Below are 19,003 nucleotides of genomic sequence, written 5' to 3'. Positions count from 1 at the left end.
CCTGCTGCATGCGTGTGTGAGACGATTTTTCAACCTCGTTGACTCCTGAACCGTCCTCTCAATCCTCACAACTGCTCTGCATACATATGTGAGGACAGAGAGACGCGTGCGCCCAACCGACAGCCGCTCAGTCCGTCCAGCTGTTTAAATACCGCTGCTGCGCCTCGGTGAGCGTGTCAATGGAAAGGTTCCACGCCTCCAGGCGCATGCGCGCAATCTGCTCATCCAACGCCTCCGGTACGCGGTGCACGCCGGGACGGTACTGTCCCGTCACGACCTCGCGCAGTCCGAGCGCCTGCAGGGCGAACGTCATGTCCATCACTTCCGCCGGATGGCCGTCGCCGGCCACCAGGTTGACCAGCCTGCCTTCCGCCAACAGGTACATCTTTCGACCGTCGTGAAAATGGTACTCTTCAATGTTGCTGCGAACCATTCGAACCGACTTGGACATCGCGCGCAGGTCGGGCTTGGAGATCTCCACGTCAAAGTGGCCCGCGTTCGCCAGCACCGCGCCATCCTTCATCACCTCAAACGCAGGACGGGCGATGCAATCCCGGTTACCCGTGGCGGTGACGAAGAAGTCGCCGTACCTGGCCGCTTCCACAATGGGCATGACCTCAAACCCATCCATGACCGCCTCCAGGGCGCGAATGGGATTGACCTCTGTGACAATGACGCGCGCGCCCAGTCCTTTGGCACGCATGGCCAGACCGCGGCCCACCCATCCGTATCCGACAATCACCGCCGTGCGGCCCGCCACCAGCAGGTTGGTGGTCCGCATAATGCCGTCCCACGCGGACTGGCCGGTTCCATAGCGGTTGTCGAACAGGTGCTTGCAGTACGCGTCGTTCACCGCCATCATGGGAAATTGCAGAATCCCCTCGGCGTCCATCGCCTGAAGCCGAATGATGCCGGTGGTCGTTTCCTCGCACCCGCCGATGATCTCCTTGGCTTGCTCCGGCCTCTCCCGATAAATGGTGGAAACCAAATCGGCGCCGTCGTCAATCAGGGCATCCGGGTGGAAATCCAACAGCTTGTTCAGAAACGTGCGATACTCGTCCGCCGTGGCCCCGTGCCAAGCGTACGTGATAATCCCTCTGTCCACCAACGCCGCCGCGACGTCGTCCTGCGTGGACAGCGGGTTGCTGGCACAGATGGCCACCTCTGCTCCGCCGGCCTGCACCGCCAGCGCCAGGTATGCGGTTTTGGCCTCGAGATGCAGGCAGATGCCGATTTTTTTGCCCGCGAACGGCCGCTCGGTCTGGAACTGCTCTCGGATCCGCCGCAGCAGCGGCATATGTGCCTCCACCCAGTCAATTTTCAGGTTCCCGGCGGAAGCCAGTCCAATGTCTCGAATGAGGGATTGTTCCAATACGGTCATATCTGATGTACGCTCCTTTGGGCGACGTGGCCTGCGAGGCGCGGCACATTCAGCCGCACCCCAACCGCTGTCGTCGTAATCCGGGTGGGCTTTGAAGACGAGCGGATCAAAATCGGGGCGGGAATCCGCCGCTATTTCGATGATTCAGAACTCCACGAGACCGAGGCTGATCTGCAGAGCGTCGTTGACGCGCCGCATGGTGGTCTCGTCAAGATGCGTGATTTTATCCGTTAGTCGCTGTTTATCGATGGTTCGGATTTGTTCCAACAAAATGACAGAATCCCGCTCCAACCCGTTTGGGTTGGCGGGAATTTCGACATGGGTCGGCAATTTTGCCTTCTGGATTTGTGCGGTAATGGCAGCAACAATCACGGTGGGGCTAAAACGGTTGCCGATATCGTTCTGAATGATGAGCACCGGTCGAAATCCGCCCTGTTCTGATCCAACGACCGGCGAAAGATCGGCAAAAAAAATGTCCCCACGCTTGACGTTCAAATTGTCACACCCCGCTTACCAGACGTTCAACCGTGCCGCCCGCCTCCTGCTCCAATGGGAAGGCCTCCGATGCAATCCGCAGGTTGATCCGTGCCATTTCCTGGTAACCCTGCTGCATCGCTTCGCGGATGTCAAGCCTCCGCCGCTCCGTCACATACTGCCTCATCGCTTCGCGGATCACTTCGCTGCGATTCGTGTGTTGCTGATGCGCAATGCCATCCACCTGGTGTAACAAGGCTTCCGGGATGTTCACTACAATGCGCCTTTGATTGGACACACGCGGCACCTCCACTGCACACTACCTACCTCTCGACTCCATGGTTATTATATCGGTGCCGCAAAAGGGATGTCAAAAGCTTTCGGGCGCAGTTCTACTCCACATAGATACGCGGTACGCGTTCAGCCAGCGCGCACATCAGTTCGTACGAAATGGTGCCCGCCAGATCGCCGAGCTCATCCAGGGAGATCACCGGCTGCATAGGTGTACCCCCCGTCATCCGGACGGCCCGTTCGTATCCGTTGCGCAGCCAGGTTTGCACGCCCTCCTCCGTTCCGCCGCCCTCCGTCCACGCGGCTCCACTTCGCCATTCCGACGGCGCCTCATACCCGTACAGCGTGACACAGTCGCCCACCGCCACATCCAGGATGTCGGTGACATCCACCATCAGCTGATCCATGCAGACGTTGCCCACCACCGGCGCCCGACGTCCGTGCAACCAAACCCAACTGCGGTTGGACAGGATCCGCGGATATCCGTCCGCATATCCCACCGGCACGGTGGCAATTCGACACGGCCTGTCTGCCTGAAACGTCGCACCGTACCCCACTGTTTCTCCCGGAGCCAGTGCCTCCACCCGCGTCACGAAGCTGTACAGGCTGAGCGCTGGCCGCAGCGCCACAGGCAAAGCAAACGCGCGGCTCGGCGCGTATCCGTAGGCGCTGATGCCAATCCGCACCATATCCTCATGCCAATCCGGCCGGCGCAGGGCCGCAGCGCTGTTCGCCGCGTGGGCCCGCAACGGCCGAACCCCTGCTTCCGCCAACGCATTCCGCAAGCTGCGGAATTGCTCCATCTGGCGTTCGGCGTGCGTGAGGTCCGCCGCGTCCGCGCACGCCAGATGCGTGAATACCCCGACGCACTTGACGTCCGGCCGCGTCTTCAACCACTGGGCAAACGCGCGGCAACCGTCCACGGTTTTCAGGCCGAGTCGAGACATGCCGGTGTCCAGTTTCAGATGGCCGCGGATGATCATATCCGCCGACACCTGCGGCCACGCCAGACAGGATTCGGTCAGCGCCACCTCCACGTCGTGCCGGGCGGCCACGACAGCTCCCTCGTAGTTCGTGGCGCCAAGCACCAATATCGGCGTCTGAATTCCGGCGGCTCTCAGTTTAAGTGCCTCTTCGACGCTCGCCACGCCGAGGTACGATGCGCCGGCGGCAGCCGCCGCGCGCGCCACCTGCGGCGCGCCGTGCCCATATCCGTTCGCCTTCACCGCGACCAAGGTGTCCGTGCCCGGCGACAGTCGAGACATGATATTTTGAAGATTCCATCGAATCGCCCGCAAGTCTACAACGGCAAACGTTCCCCGGTACACGTCCTCACCCCAGCACTGGTCCATTGTTTGCCTCTCAGTGTACCCCTTTGTTTTGGACGTGACAAACCTCCCTTCACCCCATTCTCGGATGTGGCACGGCCACGAATGGCGTCCTGCCCGTGAAAATGGCGTGCGCACCTCGGGAGAGGCGCGCACGCCGGAATGCATCCGATGATACCGCGGAATCTCACTTGCCGACTTGATTGAAGGTTGAAATCGCCAGCGACTTCATCTGCTCCAGCGTAAGATTGCCGCTGGCCAGCGAAAACTCGTACCCGTTGTTGAGCCAAACCAGTTGGTGAACACTGTCCGTTCCCGCGTACAGGGCGGGCACGCCGTAGAGGTCCACCAATTGTCCCTCGGGCAGACCCGCCACCCCCGGACTGGGGATGGATTCCGCGAGCGTGAACGTGTGGTCTCCTGTGTACCGCAGCAACGCGGACGTCGCCGAGTCCATCTGCGTCACATCCAGTTGGTCGCCCAGCGATTCCACGTCAGGCTCAATGTAGACAAATTTGTCGCTCACCGGCGCCATCGTCGCCTTGGTGGAGCTGGAGGCTATCTTATGCGGATCGAAATCGGCGTCCTGGTACTTGACGTTGGTCGTGAACGACGTGAACTGCAGGGTCACCACCGCAGTGTCGTCCTTGTCGTACAGCACCACCTTCTTCGGGGTGAACGTTTTGGCGTCCATCGTCACCTCCTGGCGGGAGACGATGTCACCGTCCTGACTGGACGGCAATGCAAACAAGTAGTCGGAACCCTGCTTCGTCAATTTCACGTTCTTGTCGGTGGCGAGCTGCTGCAGCAACTGGTCGTACAGATAGAGATGCCCTTGGTTCTGCGCCCAGTTTCCGTTGAACCGGAACACCTTTTGCAGAGACGGACTGACGACAAACATGCCGTTGGCGTTGCGGACAATCACCTGGTTGATGTTTTTGTTCGCGTCCCCCAACTCAATCTTATAGACGTCCGGCGATTCGTAGCTGGTGTGGACGTAGTAGGTCTGTGCGCCGTTGTCCATCTGCACAGTCATTTTCGCTTCACTCTGGTAATTTACAGACTCCAGCTTTTCCGCCTGCGTCTGGAGGCTGGAGGCAACCTCCGACTTCGAGGGTGAACCGCATCCAGCGACCATCCCGACCACGAGCCCCATCGCCAAAACCCAGCCGAATTTTCGCATACTCCACCTCGCCTTTCGTCGACAAACGACTCAATCACGGCGTTGCTCGGAAACGCTGTCGATCCGGCACTTTATTGCGCGGGAAATGTTGTCGACAACATCCGAGGCCATCACGCTGGCTTGCCCCAGTCGCTCACCGGCCAATTCACCGGCAACGCCGTGCACATACGCACCTGCGCAAGCCGCGTCAAAGGGCGTGGCGCCTTGGGCGAGCAGTCCTCCAATCATGCCCGCCAACACATCGCCGGTGCCTGCCGTGGCGAGCGATGCGTCGCCGGTGGGAATGACGCGCAGACGGCCGTCGGCAGCGGCCACAATCGACCGATACCCTTTCAGCACCACCACCGCCCCCGTGACCTGTGCGCACTGACGCGCTGCCTGCAGGCGGTTTTCCTGGACCTGCGCGGTGTCCCAGCCGAGCAGCCGGGCACATTCCTTGGGATGGGGCGTCAACACCCATTGCGACCAAGTGCGCAGTCCCGTCACACTCCACGGCAGGGCGTCGGCGTCCAGCACCCCAGGTCCAGCGTGATGTTCCACCACCGTCATCCAGGCAGGAGCATCCGCGCCGAGTCCGGGGCCGACCACCAGACTGGTGCAGTCCTCGAACATCGCGGGCGTTGGCGGCTGTTCGCGGCGGACAAAGTCGATAGGCACATGGCCTGGCAACCTGGCTGCGCCGAGCGCCACCCATCCTGCTCCAACGCGCGCGGCACCGAGCCCCGCCAAGACCGCCGCTCCGGGCATCGCGCCCACCGCCACACCCACGCGGCCAAAGCTGCCCTTGTGGGTTGCGGGATGGCGAGGACGTATGACCCGGCGCACATCCTCGGCGGTGACGAACGCCGCGCAGTCGCCCGGGATGTCGCGCACAATCCCGATGTCCGCAACCACCACATCCCCGGCGTACAGACAGCCCGGCGTCACGGCGGTGCCCAGTTTCTGATACGCCATCGCCACGGTTTCGTGCGCCCGTATGGCACTCCCCTGCACGCGCCCCGTGCTGGCATCCACACCGGTCGGAACGTCGACGGCAATCGTCCAAGGCGACGCCTGATTCACCGCGTCGACCAGTTCGGCCAACGGACCGGCCAGCGGCCGGGAGACGCCCGTGCCGAGCAGCGCGTCGACATACACGTCCGCTGTCGGCAGGTCCATGCCTTCCCGGTACGCGTGCCACGGCACCCCCGCCGCCTCCGCCATTTCCGCCGCCCGGCGGGCGTCGCCGCCGAGGTCCGAAGGTGAGACGAGACTGAGCACCGTGACGTCCGCCACACCAAAGTGATGCAGCCAGCGAGCGGCGGTCCAGCCATCGCCGCCATTGTTGCCCTTGCCGCAGAGCACCACCACGCGCTGCGGCCGCCGCAGAAGCACCCGTTCCGCCACATGCCTTCCCGCGTGATCCATCAACAGCAGTCCCGGTACGCGTCCCCGCGCCATGGTGCGTTTGTCGAGCGTTTGCATCTGCTCACTCGTTACAAGATACACTCGGTACCCTCCCCGAGGATTGGTAATAGATATATTCGGCCCGTCCGACGAATAGTACAATCCTGGCTCGTCTCACACGCCTTCGTCCAGTTCCCGGACCGCGGTGGCGAACGCCAGCTGCGCCGTGTGAGTGATGGAAACCCACCACCGACCGCGAAGCACGTCGGGCACGCGCGGGTGGTGGAATTGCACCAGGAGGCCCGACGTCCCAGTTCGCAATTCCACATATCGCATCCCCAGCCGCGCAATGCCGCATCCCGCCGCCTTGGCCATGGCCTCTTTGGCCGCGAAGCGCCCGGCCACGAATTCCACCTGTCTCTCTTTCCCCATCTCCGCGCACAGCGCTCGCTCGGCCGGCGCCAGCACGCGCTCCAAGAAGGCCTCCCGCCGCCGTTCGAGCGCTGCGGCCACGCGGGAAAGCTCCACCACGTCCGTTCCCAGCCCCGCAATCATGAAAATCCCCCGCTTTCGATGTCCGCAATCGCGCAACCTTGCATTACAATGAAATTGAACGAAGATTCTAACCGAATCGCCTGCATCGGTCCATTTTCCATATGGAAGGGAGCGAAGCCCTTGGTTCGCCGCTTCTGGCGCACAATGTTCGCGCTCACAGTGTTGTCCATCGCGTTCACCACCGCTTCCTGGGCGTATCTGTTCGCCAGCGGTGTGGCCATCCACCCACCGGCGCTGCGCAGTCAGCTGCTGTCTCTCCCCACCGGCATTCCGTCCCTGTGGTCGGTAGTTCAACCGGATACCGACACGGTTTGGTGGGCACCTATCATTGTACTGCTTGTCCAATCGTTTCTCACCGGCGGCTTCTACGGATCGCTGGTGCGTGCCAACACCGGCCGACCCGGATCACCGGCGGCGTTTGTGATGGACGGCATGCGCAGCTTCTGGCGATTGTTGTTGTGGAATCTGCTCTGGGTGGGAATGAACCTGCTGTTGGCCGGCGTGGTCCAGGTGTTCCCACAGGCCAACGCGCCACTGGCCGCCATCGTTCTGGCGGCGCGATATCTGTGCCTGTTCGTGGACGTCGCCCTGGTGGCGGAGCGTCACGTCCACGCCGCCTTCAAGTCCGCTTTTGTCTCGTTGCTGCGCGGTCTCGTCAGCCTCATCCCCCTGTCCGTCACCATCGTGTTTCTCACCGGCCTGGCTCTCTCCCTTGCCGCGGAGGTGAGCTGGATTGATCTGCTGGCGATAGGCTGGCTGTACAGCGCCGCGATGACCTGGCTCCTCCATATGGTCACGGCCCGCTATCTGTGGTTGGCCAATTGGCACACGGGGCCGAGCGCCGCTTCATCGCCGCCGCTGCCAACCCATCGCTGACCTTCCCTGGGCGGAGACGACTCATCGCGCCACGGCCCGGTGAATCTGCCGGCCCCCGGGAGGGAAGCTCTGTCAGGGGGGCGGCGGATGATGCCAGATGACCGGCTTGCAGACAATCAGCGCATCGTCTCCCGCCAGGTGGGTCAGCTGCGGCAAACAGGATTCGAAGCACTCGGCACGGTCCAGCGCCGTAATGACCACGGGCACGTCGCGACGCTTCAACCAAGTGCGGTGTGCGGGCCGCCAATCCCGCCCGCCGCCGTCCATCCCCCGCGCGGTGGACACCCAGAGGATGCCCGCTGCACGCAATTGCTCGGCCACCGCTTGGTACAAGGGCTTGCCGTCACGCTGCGTTTGTTCCATGGTGAACACCTGCACCTGCAATCCATCCGCACCAGAAGTCATCAAGCGCTCTACTTCCATCCGCGCCTTCACGTCCGTTCCCCTTTCTGGCGAACTGGCCAGGATAGCCGCTTCCACCACCACAATGCCGCGTTTGCTCGCGCGGTGACAACAGGCTGCCACGAGGTGCTCCAGTTTATCCCATTCCACGATAAACTCCAACATCACCGGCAGCGCATTGGAAGCCACCTCGCTCTCGACCGTTCGAAAGGACCGGCGGGACCGGCTGCCTTCCACGTGTCCCCACACGCAGCTGCTGCGCGTGCCCAAACGATATGCCTCTTCCAACAGCGCCCTGTACACCAGCTGCCCCCGCCAATTGGTGTCAAATCCGTTCCACAGGCCCACTTTCACAACACCGCACGACGACCACTCCATCCCGTCACCCCCCAGGTGCAAGCGGACACCGTTTGTGGCACAATGTCACGTGTATGGATTGCGTCAGAGAGGAGCCTGATTGTGCATACGATTCTGCACCTCGCGCTGGATGTGGTGTTCCTGGCGGCGATTGCCGTTCTCTTCACCGTATTCGTGGTTGTGCGGCCAAATGCGCCCCGCCCGGTGTCCCGCCGGCGATTGTTTGGCATTGCCTGTGTGGGCCTGTTGATGGGGCTGGTCTTCCTCAGCACATCATCCTTGTATGCCCAGTCCTGATTCGGATTGGGCGTCCCCCTCGAGGGCGGATCTAGGCGGGCACATACAGCAAAAAACGGACTGCACACAGCAGTCCGCTCATTCTCCGGCCTCACCGGTCGTTTTCCACCGCGGTCCAAAACCGGCTGTAATAGTCCACCACCGGATCTCTGCCGGTGCTCCGTGGAGAATTTCCTCCGTTTGGAAACACCGCCTTCCCGCAGTACGGGCAATCCCAAATTCTATCAAATGCCGCGCCCGAATACGCGGCCTGACCACAATGGGGACACACCGCCGAAGGCATCCGACCCACCCTTTCCACTGCTGGCCGATGCTCTACCTGTTAAGACCCGGCCAGTTTTCTCCCATACCGACCATTATAGTATGTTTCAACGATTCCCGAAACGCTTTCCGATGGCCCGCCCGCGTTCGGCATTCGGCGAAACGGCCCAGTTCCGTCACACCGGCGGCTTGGTTTGAATATGGGTACAGCAGAACGCAGAGCCTGCGCGAAAAGGAGGAATCGCAACGCCGACAGCCAATGTACGTCAATTCCCATTGCGGGGTGAAACGGATGCGGTACAAAGGTGAACGGCATCGACAAGCTGTGCGGCCCAGCCATGAAGTGATTTCCACCTGGACGACCGGCGCCAAATCAGGGATCGGCACGTCGTTTTACAATCCGGCATCCGGCCCGAGCCGGTCCAACGTTTGGTATACGCTCGCCCAGGGAATGTTGACCGAAGTCTATTACCCGGACGTGGCGCACCCTCAATTGCAACGGCTCGAATTCCTGGTGAGCGATGGCAAAACGTTCACTGACCGCGAATCCCTGGATACGAAACACCGCGTTCGGTTGTTGTGTGAAGACGCGCTGGTGTATGAGCAGATCAACACCGCGAACAACGGCGCCTACGAGATTCGCAAAACGTGGATCACCGACCCGGCTCGCCACGTGGTGCTGGCCGACGTAACGTTCCGCGCCTTGAGGGGGCGGGTGCAGGATTACGACGTATGGCTGTACGTCAAACCGGTGCTTGGCGGAACCTGCAGGGACGACTCGGCAGCCATTCTCGAGGCGGATAGCCGGACTTACCTGACGGCGTACGACGAGACGACAGCGCTGGCGCTCTCCGCTTCCATCCCCTTTGCCGAGGCGACCGCGGATTTTGTCGGCCCCGCGGATGCTTGGACAGTACTCCATCGCGACCATCAACTGATCTCAACATCCACCGAGGCTCGCCAGGGCAACGTGGCCCTGCTCGGCCGACTGCACCTGGAGAACGAACGGTGCGCATCTGTGCGATTCACCGTGGCGCTGGGTCTCGGCAAGGAGGGCAACAGCGCGGTGAAAGCGGTTGCCGAGGCCCTGTCCCAGCCCTTCGACGACATCCGCAGCGTGTACGAGTCGGGCTGGAAGACCTACGTAGCAACACTGCGCCGACCGAACCTCGCGTGCAAAGCGCAGTATTACGCAGCCGCCATGACCATCCGAGCCCACGAGGACAAGTTGACCCCTGGGGCCATCGTGGCGTCGCTGAGCATTCCCTGGGGAGACCACGTTGCCGCGGACACGCCGGATGTGGGCGGATACCACCTGGTGTGGGCGCGTGATCTCTGCCAGATTGCGTCGGCACTGGCCGCCATTGGCGACGTGGACACCGCGCACCGCGTCCTTCAATATTTGGATGATGTGCAACAAAAGCCGGACGGATCGTTCCCGCAAAATACCTGGCCGGACGGCCGCGTTTACTGGAACGGCATCCAACTGGACGAGGCGGCGTTCCCCATCCTGCTCGCGTACCAGTTGCGGACGGGCCACCGGTATCGTTCGCTCGTCAAACCGGCGGCCGATTTCCTGCTGGCGCTCGGACCACGGACGGATCAGGATCGCTGGGAAGAGAACGCTGGCTACTCCCCCTCCACGCTGGCGACACAGATTGCCGCACTGGTGGTGGCTGCGGAGATGGCCCGCGACGCGGGTGACCATGCGTCCGCGGCCCGCTATTTGCGCACTGCGGACGACTGGTTCGCCAAGCTCCCGGCGTGGACCGTGGCGAATGCGGGGCCCTGGTCGCCACACCCCTACTTTATTCGGGTGAACGACACGGATTCCACCGATGATGGGCATTGGATTGAGCTCAAGAACGGTGGCGGCTGGCACGACAAGACGGAGATTGTGGACGCCGGATTTCTCGAACTGGTCCGACTCGGATTGATGGCCGCGGACCACCCACTCATTGTGCAGTCGTTGAATGTGGTGGACGACGCGCTGCGGTACGACAGCGTGCACGGCCCCATCTGGCGCCGCTACAATTTCGACGGGTACGGAGAGTACGAGGACGGGCGGCCCTACAATGGCTCCGGCGTGGGCAGACCGTGGCCCCTGCTCAGCGGGGAGCGCGGAGAATACGAGGTCGCGTGGTGGTTGTCCGAGCGCCGCCGCCGCCCCCGCCACGTGTACGGCCCCTTGAAGCTGTTGCAGACGCTGGGGGCCTGCGCCAACGAAGGACGAATGATCCCGGAACAGATTTGGGACGGGGCGCCCCTGTTGGACAAACATCTGGTCCCGGACCGCGGCACCGGGTGCGCGACACCGTTGGTATGGGCCCTCGCGCAATACCTGCGTCTGGCCATGTGCATTGAGCAGGCGGCGGTGGTGGAACAGCCGGCGGTGGTCCATGACCGATACGTCCGAAACGGCTGGCCATCGCGCCTCCCGCTGGAAGCCGCTCCGGGCCCTGCGCGCAGTACCGCGTCCGGTCCCGTCCTCTGCATCCAGGGTAGAACGGTGCCAAGAGCAACGGTGGTGGTGACGCACGCCCAACAGCAGGTGTGTGGCCTCGCCGACGACGCCGGTTTGTTCACCGTGGATCTACCGGTACGTTTCGCAGGCCGGCACCACGTGGAAGTGATTGCGTATGACAATCAACGGACCATTGGCACCGCATCCCTCACCGCGGTCTACGACCCCCCCGCGCTGCTGCATCGCACCAATGAGATGGATGGGCAACCGGTGCAGTACCCGTCGAGCGGCGCGTTCTCTCCGGGCGACTTTGAACTGCGACAACTGCGGATGAGTGCGGATGATGCGCGCGTTTACTTCGACCTGACGCTGGGGCATCTCGACAATCCGTGGGGCGGACCGAGCGGCATTTCCAAACAGGTGATTGACATCTACATCGACAGGGATGGACGCCCCCACTCCGGCCAGGCGTGGACCAAAGACTTGAACGCCCGGTTCGCGCCCCATTGCTGGTGGGAGAAACTGATTCGGATCACCGGCAACTGGCATGGCGACTGCGGCGTGTACAACAGCGACTGGTCTTGCTGCGGAGCGGTGGACGTCTGGGCGGATTACGCCGCCAACACCATTCACGTGTCGGTGCCGAGAAGATACCTGGGTTCCCCCAAACCGGGTTGGGGGGTGATGGCGTTGCTCGCTGGAGAACAGTTTGGCCGCATTCGCCCGGTTCGTCCTGCCTCGGACGAATGGAGTTTCGGAAACCGGGCGCTCGGCAGCGCCGCGCCGCAGTTTGTCGACCTTCTGCTGCCGGACCAGATGTCCAGAACCTCCGCCTTCCAAGCCGCTTTGGGACTGCCCATGCTGCGCATCGGATGAGATGCATGACCCAACGCCACAGAGCCTCACTCCCACCTGCCACAGCGTGGGAGTTTCTTTTGTCTGGGATTCTACCAATCGGTTGGTATGTGGTCCACGATGTCAAAAAAACATCGCGGATTAGGCATGGGCGGACCGTCCGCGCATATATAGTCTATGAGCCATTTGCTAACGAACAAGAGGGTGGTCATGACGTGCTGAACGACGGAATTTCCAGAGAAGAGGCGACATGGAAACGACATTGGAACATGGATCGTCTGCGCCTCATGGTGCGGGAACCCACCTCATTGTTCCTGTACTGGGAGGTCAGCGCGCTGAAACGGCAAATGGTTTGCGAGCATTTTCAATGCAACTGGGATCATCTCCCCCTGCATCTCCAACTTCACGATGTCACCGATGTGTTCTTTCCCATCCAGCCTGCGCATTCCACCGTGACCCTTCCGGTTCACCCATCGTCGGACAACTGGTACTTCCACGATGTGGCACCTGCACGCAGGTACCTTGCCCAACTCTGCACCACCACTCGGAACGGGCGATTTTTCGCATTGCTTCAGTCCAACGTGGTGGCAACCCCGCGCCTTGCCGCGTCCAGCGCGGAACCGTCGGTTGGCTTTCGAGCCGTGCCTTCGACCGCTTCACCAATCGTGGACGATTCGTCGCCGGCGGCGTCCGTGCAGCCATTCACCAGTTACTCCACCGTGTTTGACGGCTACAGTGTGATCCGAGATGCGGAGGCGTCCAATTGATGGAAAAGGGTTATCTCGCATTGGTTTTGCACGCACACCTCCCGTTTGTGCGTCACCCGGAAAGCGAATGGTATCTGGAAGAGCGCTGGCTGTTTGAGGCCATCACGGAATCCTACATTCCGCTCCTGCAAGTGTTTGAAGGGTTGGTCAACGATGGCGTGGATTTCCGCGTGACCCTTTCCATCACGCCCACGCTCATCGCCATGTTGAAAGACGCGTTGCTGCAACAGCGGTATCTTTCGTACCTCCACAAGCTGTTGGAACTGGCGAGCAAGGAGATGGAGCGGACGCAGGGCGATGCGGATTTTCATCCCTTGGCCTGCGAGTACCGCCGCCGGCTCGAAGGCGTTCACGCGTTTTACCAGGCCTGCCACCACGATTTGTTGGCGGTGTTTCGATCATTGCAGGACATGGGCTATCTGGAGATCATGACGTCCGCCGCCACCCATGCGTTCTTGCCGCTCATGGAGACGCCGGAAGCGATGCGGGCCCAAATCATGACCGGCATGGACGTGTACCGCCAAACCTTCGGACGGAATCCGCGCGGCATCTGGCTGCCGGAGTGCGGCTTTGCGCCAGGGGTGGATTCCATCCTGCGCGAATGCGGTTTGGAGTACTTCATCGCCGACACGCACGCACTCACAACGGCGCAGCCGGCACCTGTGTTCGGCACCCTGTCCCCCGTGCTGACACCCGCTGGCGTCGCCGCCTTCGCCAGGGATGAATCGTCCTCCAAGCAGGTGTGGAGTTCCAAAGAAGGCTATCCTGGAGACGGGGACTACCGCGAGTACTACCGGGACATCGGGTTTGATCTCGATTTGGAGACGATTGCCCCCTACATCCACCCGGCCGGCATTCGCGTGAATACGGGCATCAAATACTTTCGGATCACCGGCGAGGGCATGGAGAAGCAGCCGTACAACTTTCTGCGCGCCCGGGAAAAAGCGGCGATTCACGCAGGGAATTTCTGGTTCAATCGACAGAAACAAGTGGAGCACTGGAACTACCACATGGGCCGCAAGCCGATTGTGGTGGCGCCGTACGATGCGGAACTGTTTGGCCACTGGTGGTACGAAGGCCCCGTTTGGATTGACATGCTGCTGCGCAAAATCCATTTTGACCAGGACTCGCTGAAGACCATCACGCCCTCCGAGTACCTTCGGCGCTATAGCGACTTTCAGGTGTGCGACCTGACCATGTCCTCCTGGGGGCGAAGAGGATACGCGGACGTGTGGCTGCGCGGCGAAAACGATTGGATCTACCCGGCGCTCCATCTGGGTGAACAGCGCATGATTCAACTGGCCCATCGCTTCCCCACGCCGACCCCCTTGGAACGCCGTGCGCTCAACCAAGCGGCGAGAGAGTTGATGCTGGCGCAGAGCAGCGACTGGGCGTTCATTATGGATAACCGCACCATGGTGGACTACGCGGTGAACCGCGTAAAGCAGCACGTGGCACGATTCACCAAACTGTATGACATGCTGATGCAGGGCGCCGTCGATGCCGCGTGGCTGGAACAGGTGGAAACGTTCCATCCGATTTTCCCCGAGATTCGCTATGAATACTATCAAACCCCGAATGCAGCAAATCACCTGCCGACTCCCTCCACTCGCCCAAAGGTGCTCGTGCTGTCCTGGGAGTTCCCGCCCATGACGGTGGGCGGCCTGGCCCGCCACGTGTACGATCTCACGCGACACCTCGTCCACCTCGGCTGGGAGGTTCACGTTGTCACCACGGAAATTGGCGAGTACCCGGCGTACGAACAAGTGGAAGGGGTCCATGTGCATCGCGTCCACGTGCTGCAGCCGGACGGCGGCGAGTTCATCCATTGGGTGTTTCAGCTGAACCTGGCGATGGTGGAGGCGTGTCAGCGGCTCGTGGCGTCCGGCCTGCAGTTCGACCTGATGCACGCCCACGATTGGCTGGTGTGCCACACCGCCAAAGCTCTCAAGGCACTGTACCGATGGCCGCTGGTGGCCACCATTCACGCCACGGAGCACGGCCGCAACCAAGGCATTCACACCGACGTCCAACGGTACATTCACCATTTGGAATGGACCCTGACCTACGAAGCCGCCCGCGTCATTGTTTGCAGTGCAGCCATGCAACGCGAGGTGGAACAAGTCTTCCGTCTGCCCGGTGACAAAATCCACGTTCTGCCGAACGGGGTCGATCCGCGCATGTTGCGCCCGCCGTCCGTCCGGGCGGCCTCGGCTGCCGAGCATCCGCGAACCATCCTGTACGTCGGCCGGCTGGTGCGCGAAAAGGGGGTTCATCTGCTGATTCAAGCAGCCCCACTCATCGTGTCGGCATATCCGGATGTCCAGTTCCGCATTGCCGGTCAGGGGCCCATGATGGACGAACTGAAGCAACTGGCGCAACAACTGCAGGTACAGGACCACGTCCAATTTCTCGGATACGTGTCCGACGAGGTGCGCAACGACCTGCTCGCCAAGGCGTACGCGGCGGTGTTTCCGAGTCTGTACGAACCGTTCGGCATCGTCGCGCTGGAAGCGATGGCTGCCGGAACACCGGTGGTGGTGTCGGACGTGGGAGGCCTCGGCGACGTGGTGGACCACGGGCGGACCGGGTTGACAGTGCTGCCAGGAAATCCACAGTCCATCGCGGATCAGGTGATGCAACTGCTCCGGAATCCCGCGTGGGCACAGGCGTTGGCCGAAGCAGCCAGGGAACGGGTCAAGCAGTACGACTGGGAGGTGATTGCGCAAGAGACGGCGGACATCTATCGACAACTGTGCGGTGAAGAAAACGGTCCACAAAGCCACCAGACAATGGTTCAGCCTGCGCCGACTCCGGCGTGATGTTCTTGTTGGTCCTTCGATATTGCGACATCTCCGGAAAGGTAGCGTGATGTGCATGAAGGCGGTCATTATGGCTGGTGGCAAAGGGACGCGCCTGCTTCCCCTGACGTCTCGAGTACCGAAACCCATGGTCGAGCTGGTGGGGCGCCCGTGTATTGAGTATGCGATTGAGTTGCTCTGTCGCCACGGCATTCGGGACATTGCCGTCACCGTGCAATACCTGCCCGAGGTTCTGGTGAACCACCTCGGCGACGGCTCCCGGTTCGGCGTTCGGCTGCACTTCTTTGAGGAGCGGGAGCCGCTCGGTACCGCGGGCAGCGTGAAGAACGCGGCATCGTTTCTGGACGACACATTCCTGGTCATCAGCGGCGACGCGGTGACCGACGCCGATTTAACCCAGGTCATCTCCCACCACCGGCAGCGGCAGGCACTCGCCACTCTGGTGTTGTCGGAAGTGGCCTGCCCATCGGAGTTCGGCATCGTCCTGACGGACGGGAGCGGGCGCATTCAGCGTTTTCTGGAAAAGCCGAAACCCCACGAGGCGTTCAGCAACACCGTGAACACCGGCATCTACGTGTTTGAGCGGGAGATTCTGGACGTGATTCCCAAAGGGACGCCCTGTGACTTTGGCAAAGAACTGTTTCCACAACTGGTGAATGCCGAACTGCCCATCTACGGTTGGACGGCGGCCGGCTACTGGTCAGACATCGGAAATTGGGAGCAGTACCTCTCCACGCAGTTCGATATGCTGTCCCGCCGCGTGGCGGTGCGGATTCATGGCGCGGAAGCCCGTCCGGGGCTTTGGTTGGGCCGAGGTGTGCACATTCACAAACAGGCACACATCCAGGGGCCCGCGTACATCGGCGACGGCACAGTCATTGAAGCGGGCGCGACGGTTGGTCCCTACGCAGCGCTGGGCCCGAACACGTATGTGGAAGCGGGGGCAACCCTGTCACACAGCATCGTCTGGAACGGGGCGCGCATCGGGAAGCAGGCCATCCTGCAGCACGCGGTGGTGTGCCGCGACGCTTGCGTGGAACCCTGCGCCACGGTGATGGGCGAATCCGTCGGAACGGGCGACGAGACGCTCCAGCCTGCGCCGCTGCACACGACGGCAGATCCGCTTCCGCCCACCATCCCATCCTTGACCTGAGGTGTCATTTTCAGAGCACCTGTTCTATTCTGACCTTTCGTCCGGTTGGAGCGGGCCGTGTCTCCAACCGGACTCTGGTCTTCCCCTCCTTCCCCCTCACGCGACCGCATCCATCAACATCCGGGAGATTTCACATCCACGGACGATTTCCGGTATGATGGACTGAGAATGGAGGTCTCCCCCTTGATAGTCACGAAAAGCAGACACGAGATTCAATTGATGCGGGAAGCGGGCATCGTGGTCGCGGAATGCCACGCGGCTCTGAAAGACTTTATCCGCCCCGGCATCACGACTTTGCAAATCGATCAGTTTGTAGAGGACTTTATTACAAAACACAAAATGATCCCGGCCCAGAAAGGGTACCGCGGCTATCCATTCGCCGCCTGCACCTCGGTCAACGATGTGATTTGCCACGGGTTTCCGAGCGAGTACGTCCTCCAGGAGGGCGACATCATCACGGTTGACATGGTGGCCCTGCACAAGGGCATGCACGCCGATTCGGCGTGGAGCTACGCGGTGGGCCACATCAGCCCCGAGGCGCAGCACCTGTTGGACGTGACGCATACGGCGCTGTTCAAAGGCATCGAACAGGCGGTGATTGGAAACCACATTTCCGACATCGGCCACGCCATTCAAACCTACGTGGAATCGGAAGGGCTGTCGGTGGTGCGCGACTACATCGGGCACGGCATTGGCCGAAAGATGCACGAACCGCCCGAGGTACTCCACTTCGGGCCACCTCACCGCGGGCCGAAGATTAGGAAGGGCATGGCCTTCACCATTGAGCCTATGGTCAACATCGGCACGTATGAAACGATTCTGGATGACGATGGGTGGACCGCCCGCACGGCCGACGGCAGTCTGACGACCCAATACGAACACACACTGGTGATTACGGACAACGGTCCGGAAATCATCACCGCGCTCTGACCGTATGCAAGCAGGGACGCACAACGTGCGCCCCTGCTTCATTGACCGCTCGCCAGGTTCTACCCGGCGCTGACGCCAAACACCGCAGACCCCAGGGCGCCCAGCGCATAGGCCACCACGCCGACGAGAATGCCGACAAACGTCATCTCGAGTCCGCTCGCCCACCAACTTCGGACGGTGATCAAACTCTTCGCCGCGCCAACGGCAAAGTGGGCCAGCAGGCTGACGATGGCCGCCGCAATCATCGCCGGTAAACCGGACATGAAGAAGAACGGAATCAGCGGAATCACACCGCCGACCAACGTGGACACGCCGCCGAACAGAGCGGAGCGCCACGGATTGCCTCGGGTCTCCTCCTGGAAGCCGAATTCCTCCTGCACCATGGTCTTCAGGAACTGATCCTTGTCCTTGGCGATGGTCTCGGCAATCCGGGCCGCTTCATCCGGGGCAAAACCTTTCAGTTGATAGAGCAGCCCGAGCTCCTCCACCTCGTGTTCCGGATCTTCCTCAATCTCGCGCCGTTCTTGCGCCAGCGTCGTCTCCATCACTTCGTTCTCCGACTTGGTGGCGAGCCACGCACCGGCTCCCATCGAGAGCGTGCTGGCCAGCGCTCCGAAGAATCCGCTGATGAGCACGGTGTGCGTGTTGTCCGTGAACCCCGCAACCCCGGAGATGATACCGAAGATGGCGCCGAGGCCGTCATTGACCCCGTAGATAGCGTCGCCCACCCAATCGTTGGCGCCGTGGCGGTGCCGCTCCCGACTCCACATCGTCCGCAGCCGCTTCTCCGGCGGCGGGTCGGTTTGCAGCAGCGCGTCCAATTCTCCGTGCGCCTGCTCATCCGCATCAATCTGGTCAATCATGCGAACGATGTCCGGATCGTCAATCACGTTGCGAAGCGACTGATACCAGGCGGCGTTGCCATCCTCAATCGCTTCAATTCGTTGAACAATCCCGACGGGACTTAAGCCGTCAATCGACACGTTCGGACGCGGGAGCTCCGCGACATCAAACCCCTGCTCAGCCAGTTTGTTCTCCCACATCCGCGCATGTTTGTATTCCACGTCGGCCAGTTGTTGAAATATGGCGCGCCGCCGCGGATCCGACTCGCGCGCTGCGGACAGTTCATAGAGCCGGGCCGCTTCCATTTCCCGGCGCCAGTTTTCCACCAGCGTTTTTTGCAAGTAGTCCAGACTTTGCCCTCTGTTCCGCATTCCCGGC

At 61.5% G+C, this 19,003-nt stretch carries 16 protein-coding genes; 7 read left to right on the top strand and 9 right to left on the bottom strand.

Annotated elements, in window-relative coordinates; all coding sequences use genetic code 11:
• Nucleotides 1-127: 127 nt before the first annotated feature.
• From G463_RS0100530 to acpS, 7 genes are all read right to left on the bottom strand, one after another.
• A complete protein-coding gene (locus G463_RS0100530) occupies nt 128-1,381 on the bottom strand; it encodes an adenosylhomocysteinase (protein ID WP_026973649.1) in 1,254 nt (417 codons plus the stop codon).
• Nucleotides 1,382-1,525: 144 nt separating this feature from the next.
• Nucleotides 1,526-1,876 (bottom strand): type II toxin-antitoxin system PemK/MazF family toxin, encoded by a 351-nt coding sequence (locus G463_RS0100525; RefSeq protein WP_026973648.1) that lies wholly within the window; start codon nt 1,874-1,876, stop codon nt 1,526-1,528.
• A gap of 4 nt (nt 1,877-1,880) precedes the next feature.
• Entirely contained in the window at nt 1,881-2,153 is a 273-nt protein-coding gene (locus tag G463_RS0100520) for a CopG family ribbon-helix-helix protein (RefSeq protein ID WP_026973647.1), read from the bottom strand.
• Nucleotides 2,154-2,247: 94 nt separating this feature from the next.
• Nucleotides 2,248-3,498, bottom strand: coding sequence for an alanine racemase (alr, locus tag G463_RS0100515; protein WP_051321726.1), 1,251 nt, complete (start codon nt 3,496-3,498; stop codon nt 2,248-2,250).
• A gap of 163 nt (nt 3,499-3,661) precedes the next feature.
• On the bottom strand, nt 3,662-4,657 hold the full coding sequence (locus G463_RS0100510) for a LolA family protein (protein WP_026973645.1): 996 nt from the start codon (nt 4,655-4,657) through the stop codon (nt 3,662-3,664).
• Nucleotides 4,658-4,687: 30 nt separating this feature from the next.
• Nucleotides 4,688-6,145, bottom strand: coding sequence for an NAD(P)H-hydrate dehydratase (locus tag G463_RS0100505; RefSeq protein WP_026973644.1), 1,458 nt, complete (start codon nt 6,143-6,145; stop codon nt 4,688-4,690).
• A 72-nt stretch (nt 6,146-6,217) separates the two neighbouring features.
• Nucleotides 6,218-6,598 (bottom strand): holo-ACP synthase, encoded by a 381-nt coding sequence (gene acpS / locus G463_RS0100500; protein WP_026973643.1) that lies wholly within the window; start codon nt 6,596-6,598, stop codon nt 6,218-6,220.
• 120 nt (nt 6,599-6,718) lie between these two features.
• Between acpS and G463_RS0100490 the strand changes: the two genes are divergently transcribed.
• Entirely contained in the window at nt 6,719-7,474 is a 756-nt protein-coding gene (locus tag G463_RS0100490) for a hypothetical protein (protein WP_156900031.1), read from the top strand.
• A 72-nt stretch (nt 7,475-7,546) separates the two neighbouring features.
• On the opposite strand, the gene G463_RS0100485 is transcribed toward G463_RS0100490, so the two are convergent.
• The gene (locus tag G463_RS0100485; RefSeq protein ID WP_026973641.1) at nt 7,547-8,254 is read right to left on the bottom strand and encodes a DUF190 domain-containing protein; all 708 of its coding nucleotides are present in this window, start codon (nt 8,252-8,254) and stop codon (nt 7,547-7,549) included.
• 81 nt (nt 8,255-8,335) lie between these two features.
• Here G463_RS0100485 and G463_RS0100480 point away from each other — a divergent pair, with 81 nt between their 5' ends.
• The 6 genes from G463_RS0100480 to map all read left to right on the top strand — a co-directional run bounded on the left by G463_RS0100480 (nt 8,336) and on the right by map (nt 17,782).
• Nucleotides 8,336-8,530, top strand: coding sequence for a hypothetical protein (locus G463_RS0100480; protein WP_026973640.1), 195 nt, complete (start codon nt 8,336-8,338; stop codon nt 8,528-8,530).
• Between the two features lie 553 nt (nt 8,531-9,083).
• Nucleotides 9,084-12,131, top strand: a complete 3,048-nt coding sequence (locus tag G463_RS17830) for a glycoside hydrolase family 15 protein (protein ID WP_169725393.1) — start codon at nt 9,084-9,086, stop codon at nt 12,129-12,131.
• Between the two features lie 194 nt (nt 12,132-12,325).
• On the top strand, nt 12,326-12,877 hold the full coding sequence (locus G463_RS23090; protein WP_051321724.1) for a DUF4912 domain-containing protein: 552 nt from the start codon (nt 12,326-12,328) through the stop codon (nt 12,875-12,877).
• Complete coding sequence (locus tag G463_RS17820; protein ID WP_084171086.1) at nt 12,877-15,699, top strand: 1,4-alpha-glucan branching protein domain-containing protein; 2,823 nt, start codon at nt 12,877-12,879, stop codon at nt 15,697-15,699. The genes G463_RS23090 and G463_RS17820 overlap by 1 nt, the downstream gene beginning before the upstream one ends.
• A 70-nt stretch (nt 15,700-15,769) precedes the next feature.
• On the top strand, nt 15,770-16,852 hold the full coding sequence (locus G463_RS17815) for a nucleotidyltransferase family protein (RefSeq protein ID WP_169725392.1): 1,083 nt from the start codon (nt 15,770-15,772) through the stop codon (nt 16,850-16,852).
• Between the two features lie 183 nt (nt 16,853-17,035).
• Nucleotides 17,036-17,782, top strand: a complete 747-nt coding sequence (gene map / locus G463_RS0100450) for a type I methionyl aminopeptidase (RefSeq protein WP_026973638.1) — start codon at nt 17,036-17,038, stop codon at nt 17,780-17,782.
• 59 nt (nt 17,783-17,841) lie between these two features.
• On the opposite strand, the gene G463_RS23390 is transcribed toward map, so the two are convergent.
• Nucleotides 17,842-18,996, bottom strand: coding sequence for a VIT1/CCC1 transporter family protein (locus G463_RS23390; RefSeq protein WP_245575641.1), 1,155 nt, complete (start codon nt 18,994-18,996; stop codon nt 17,842-17,844).
• Nucleotides 18,997-19,003 lie beyond the last annotated feature (7 nt).

Source organism: Alicyclobacillus contaminans DSM 17975 (assembly GCF_000429525.1).
In the GTDB taxonomy this organism is placed as follows: Bacteria; Bacillota; Bacilli; order Alicyclobacillales; family Alicyclobacillaceae; genus Alicyclobacillus_A; species Alicyclobacillus_A contaminans.
This window is presented reverse-complemented; position numbering and strand designations above follow the sequence as displayed.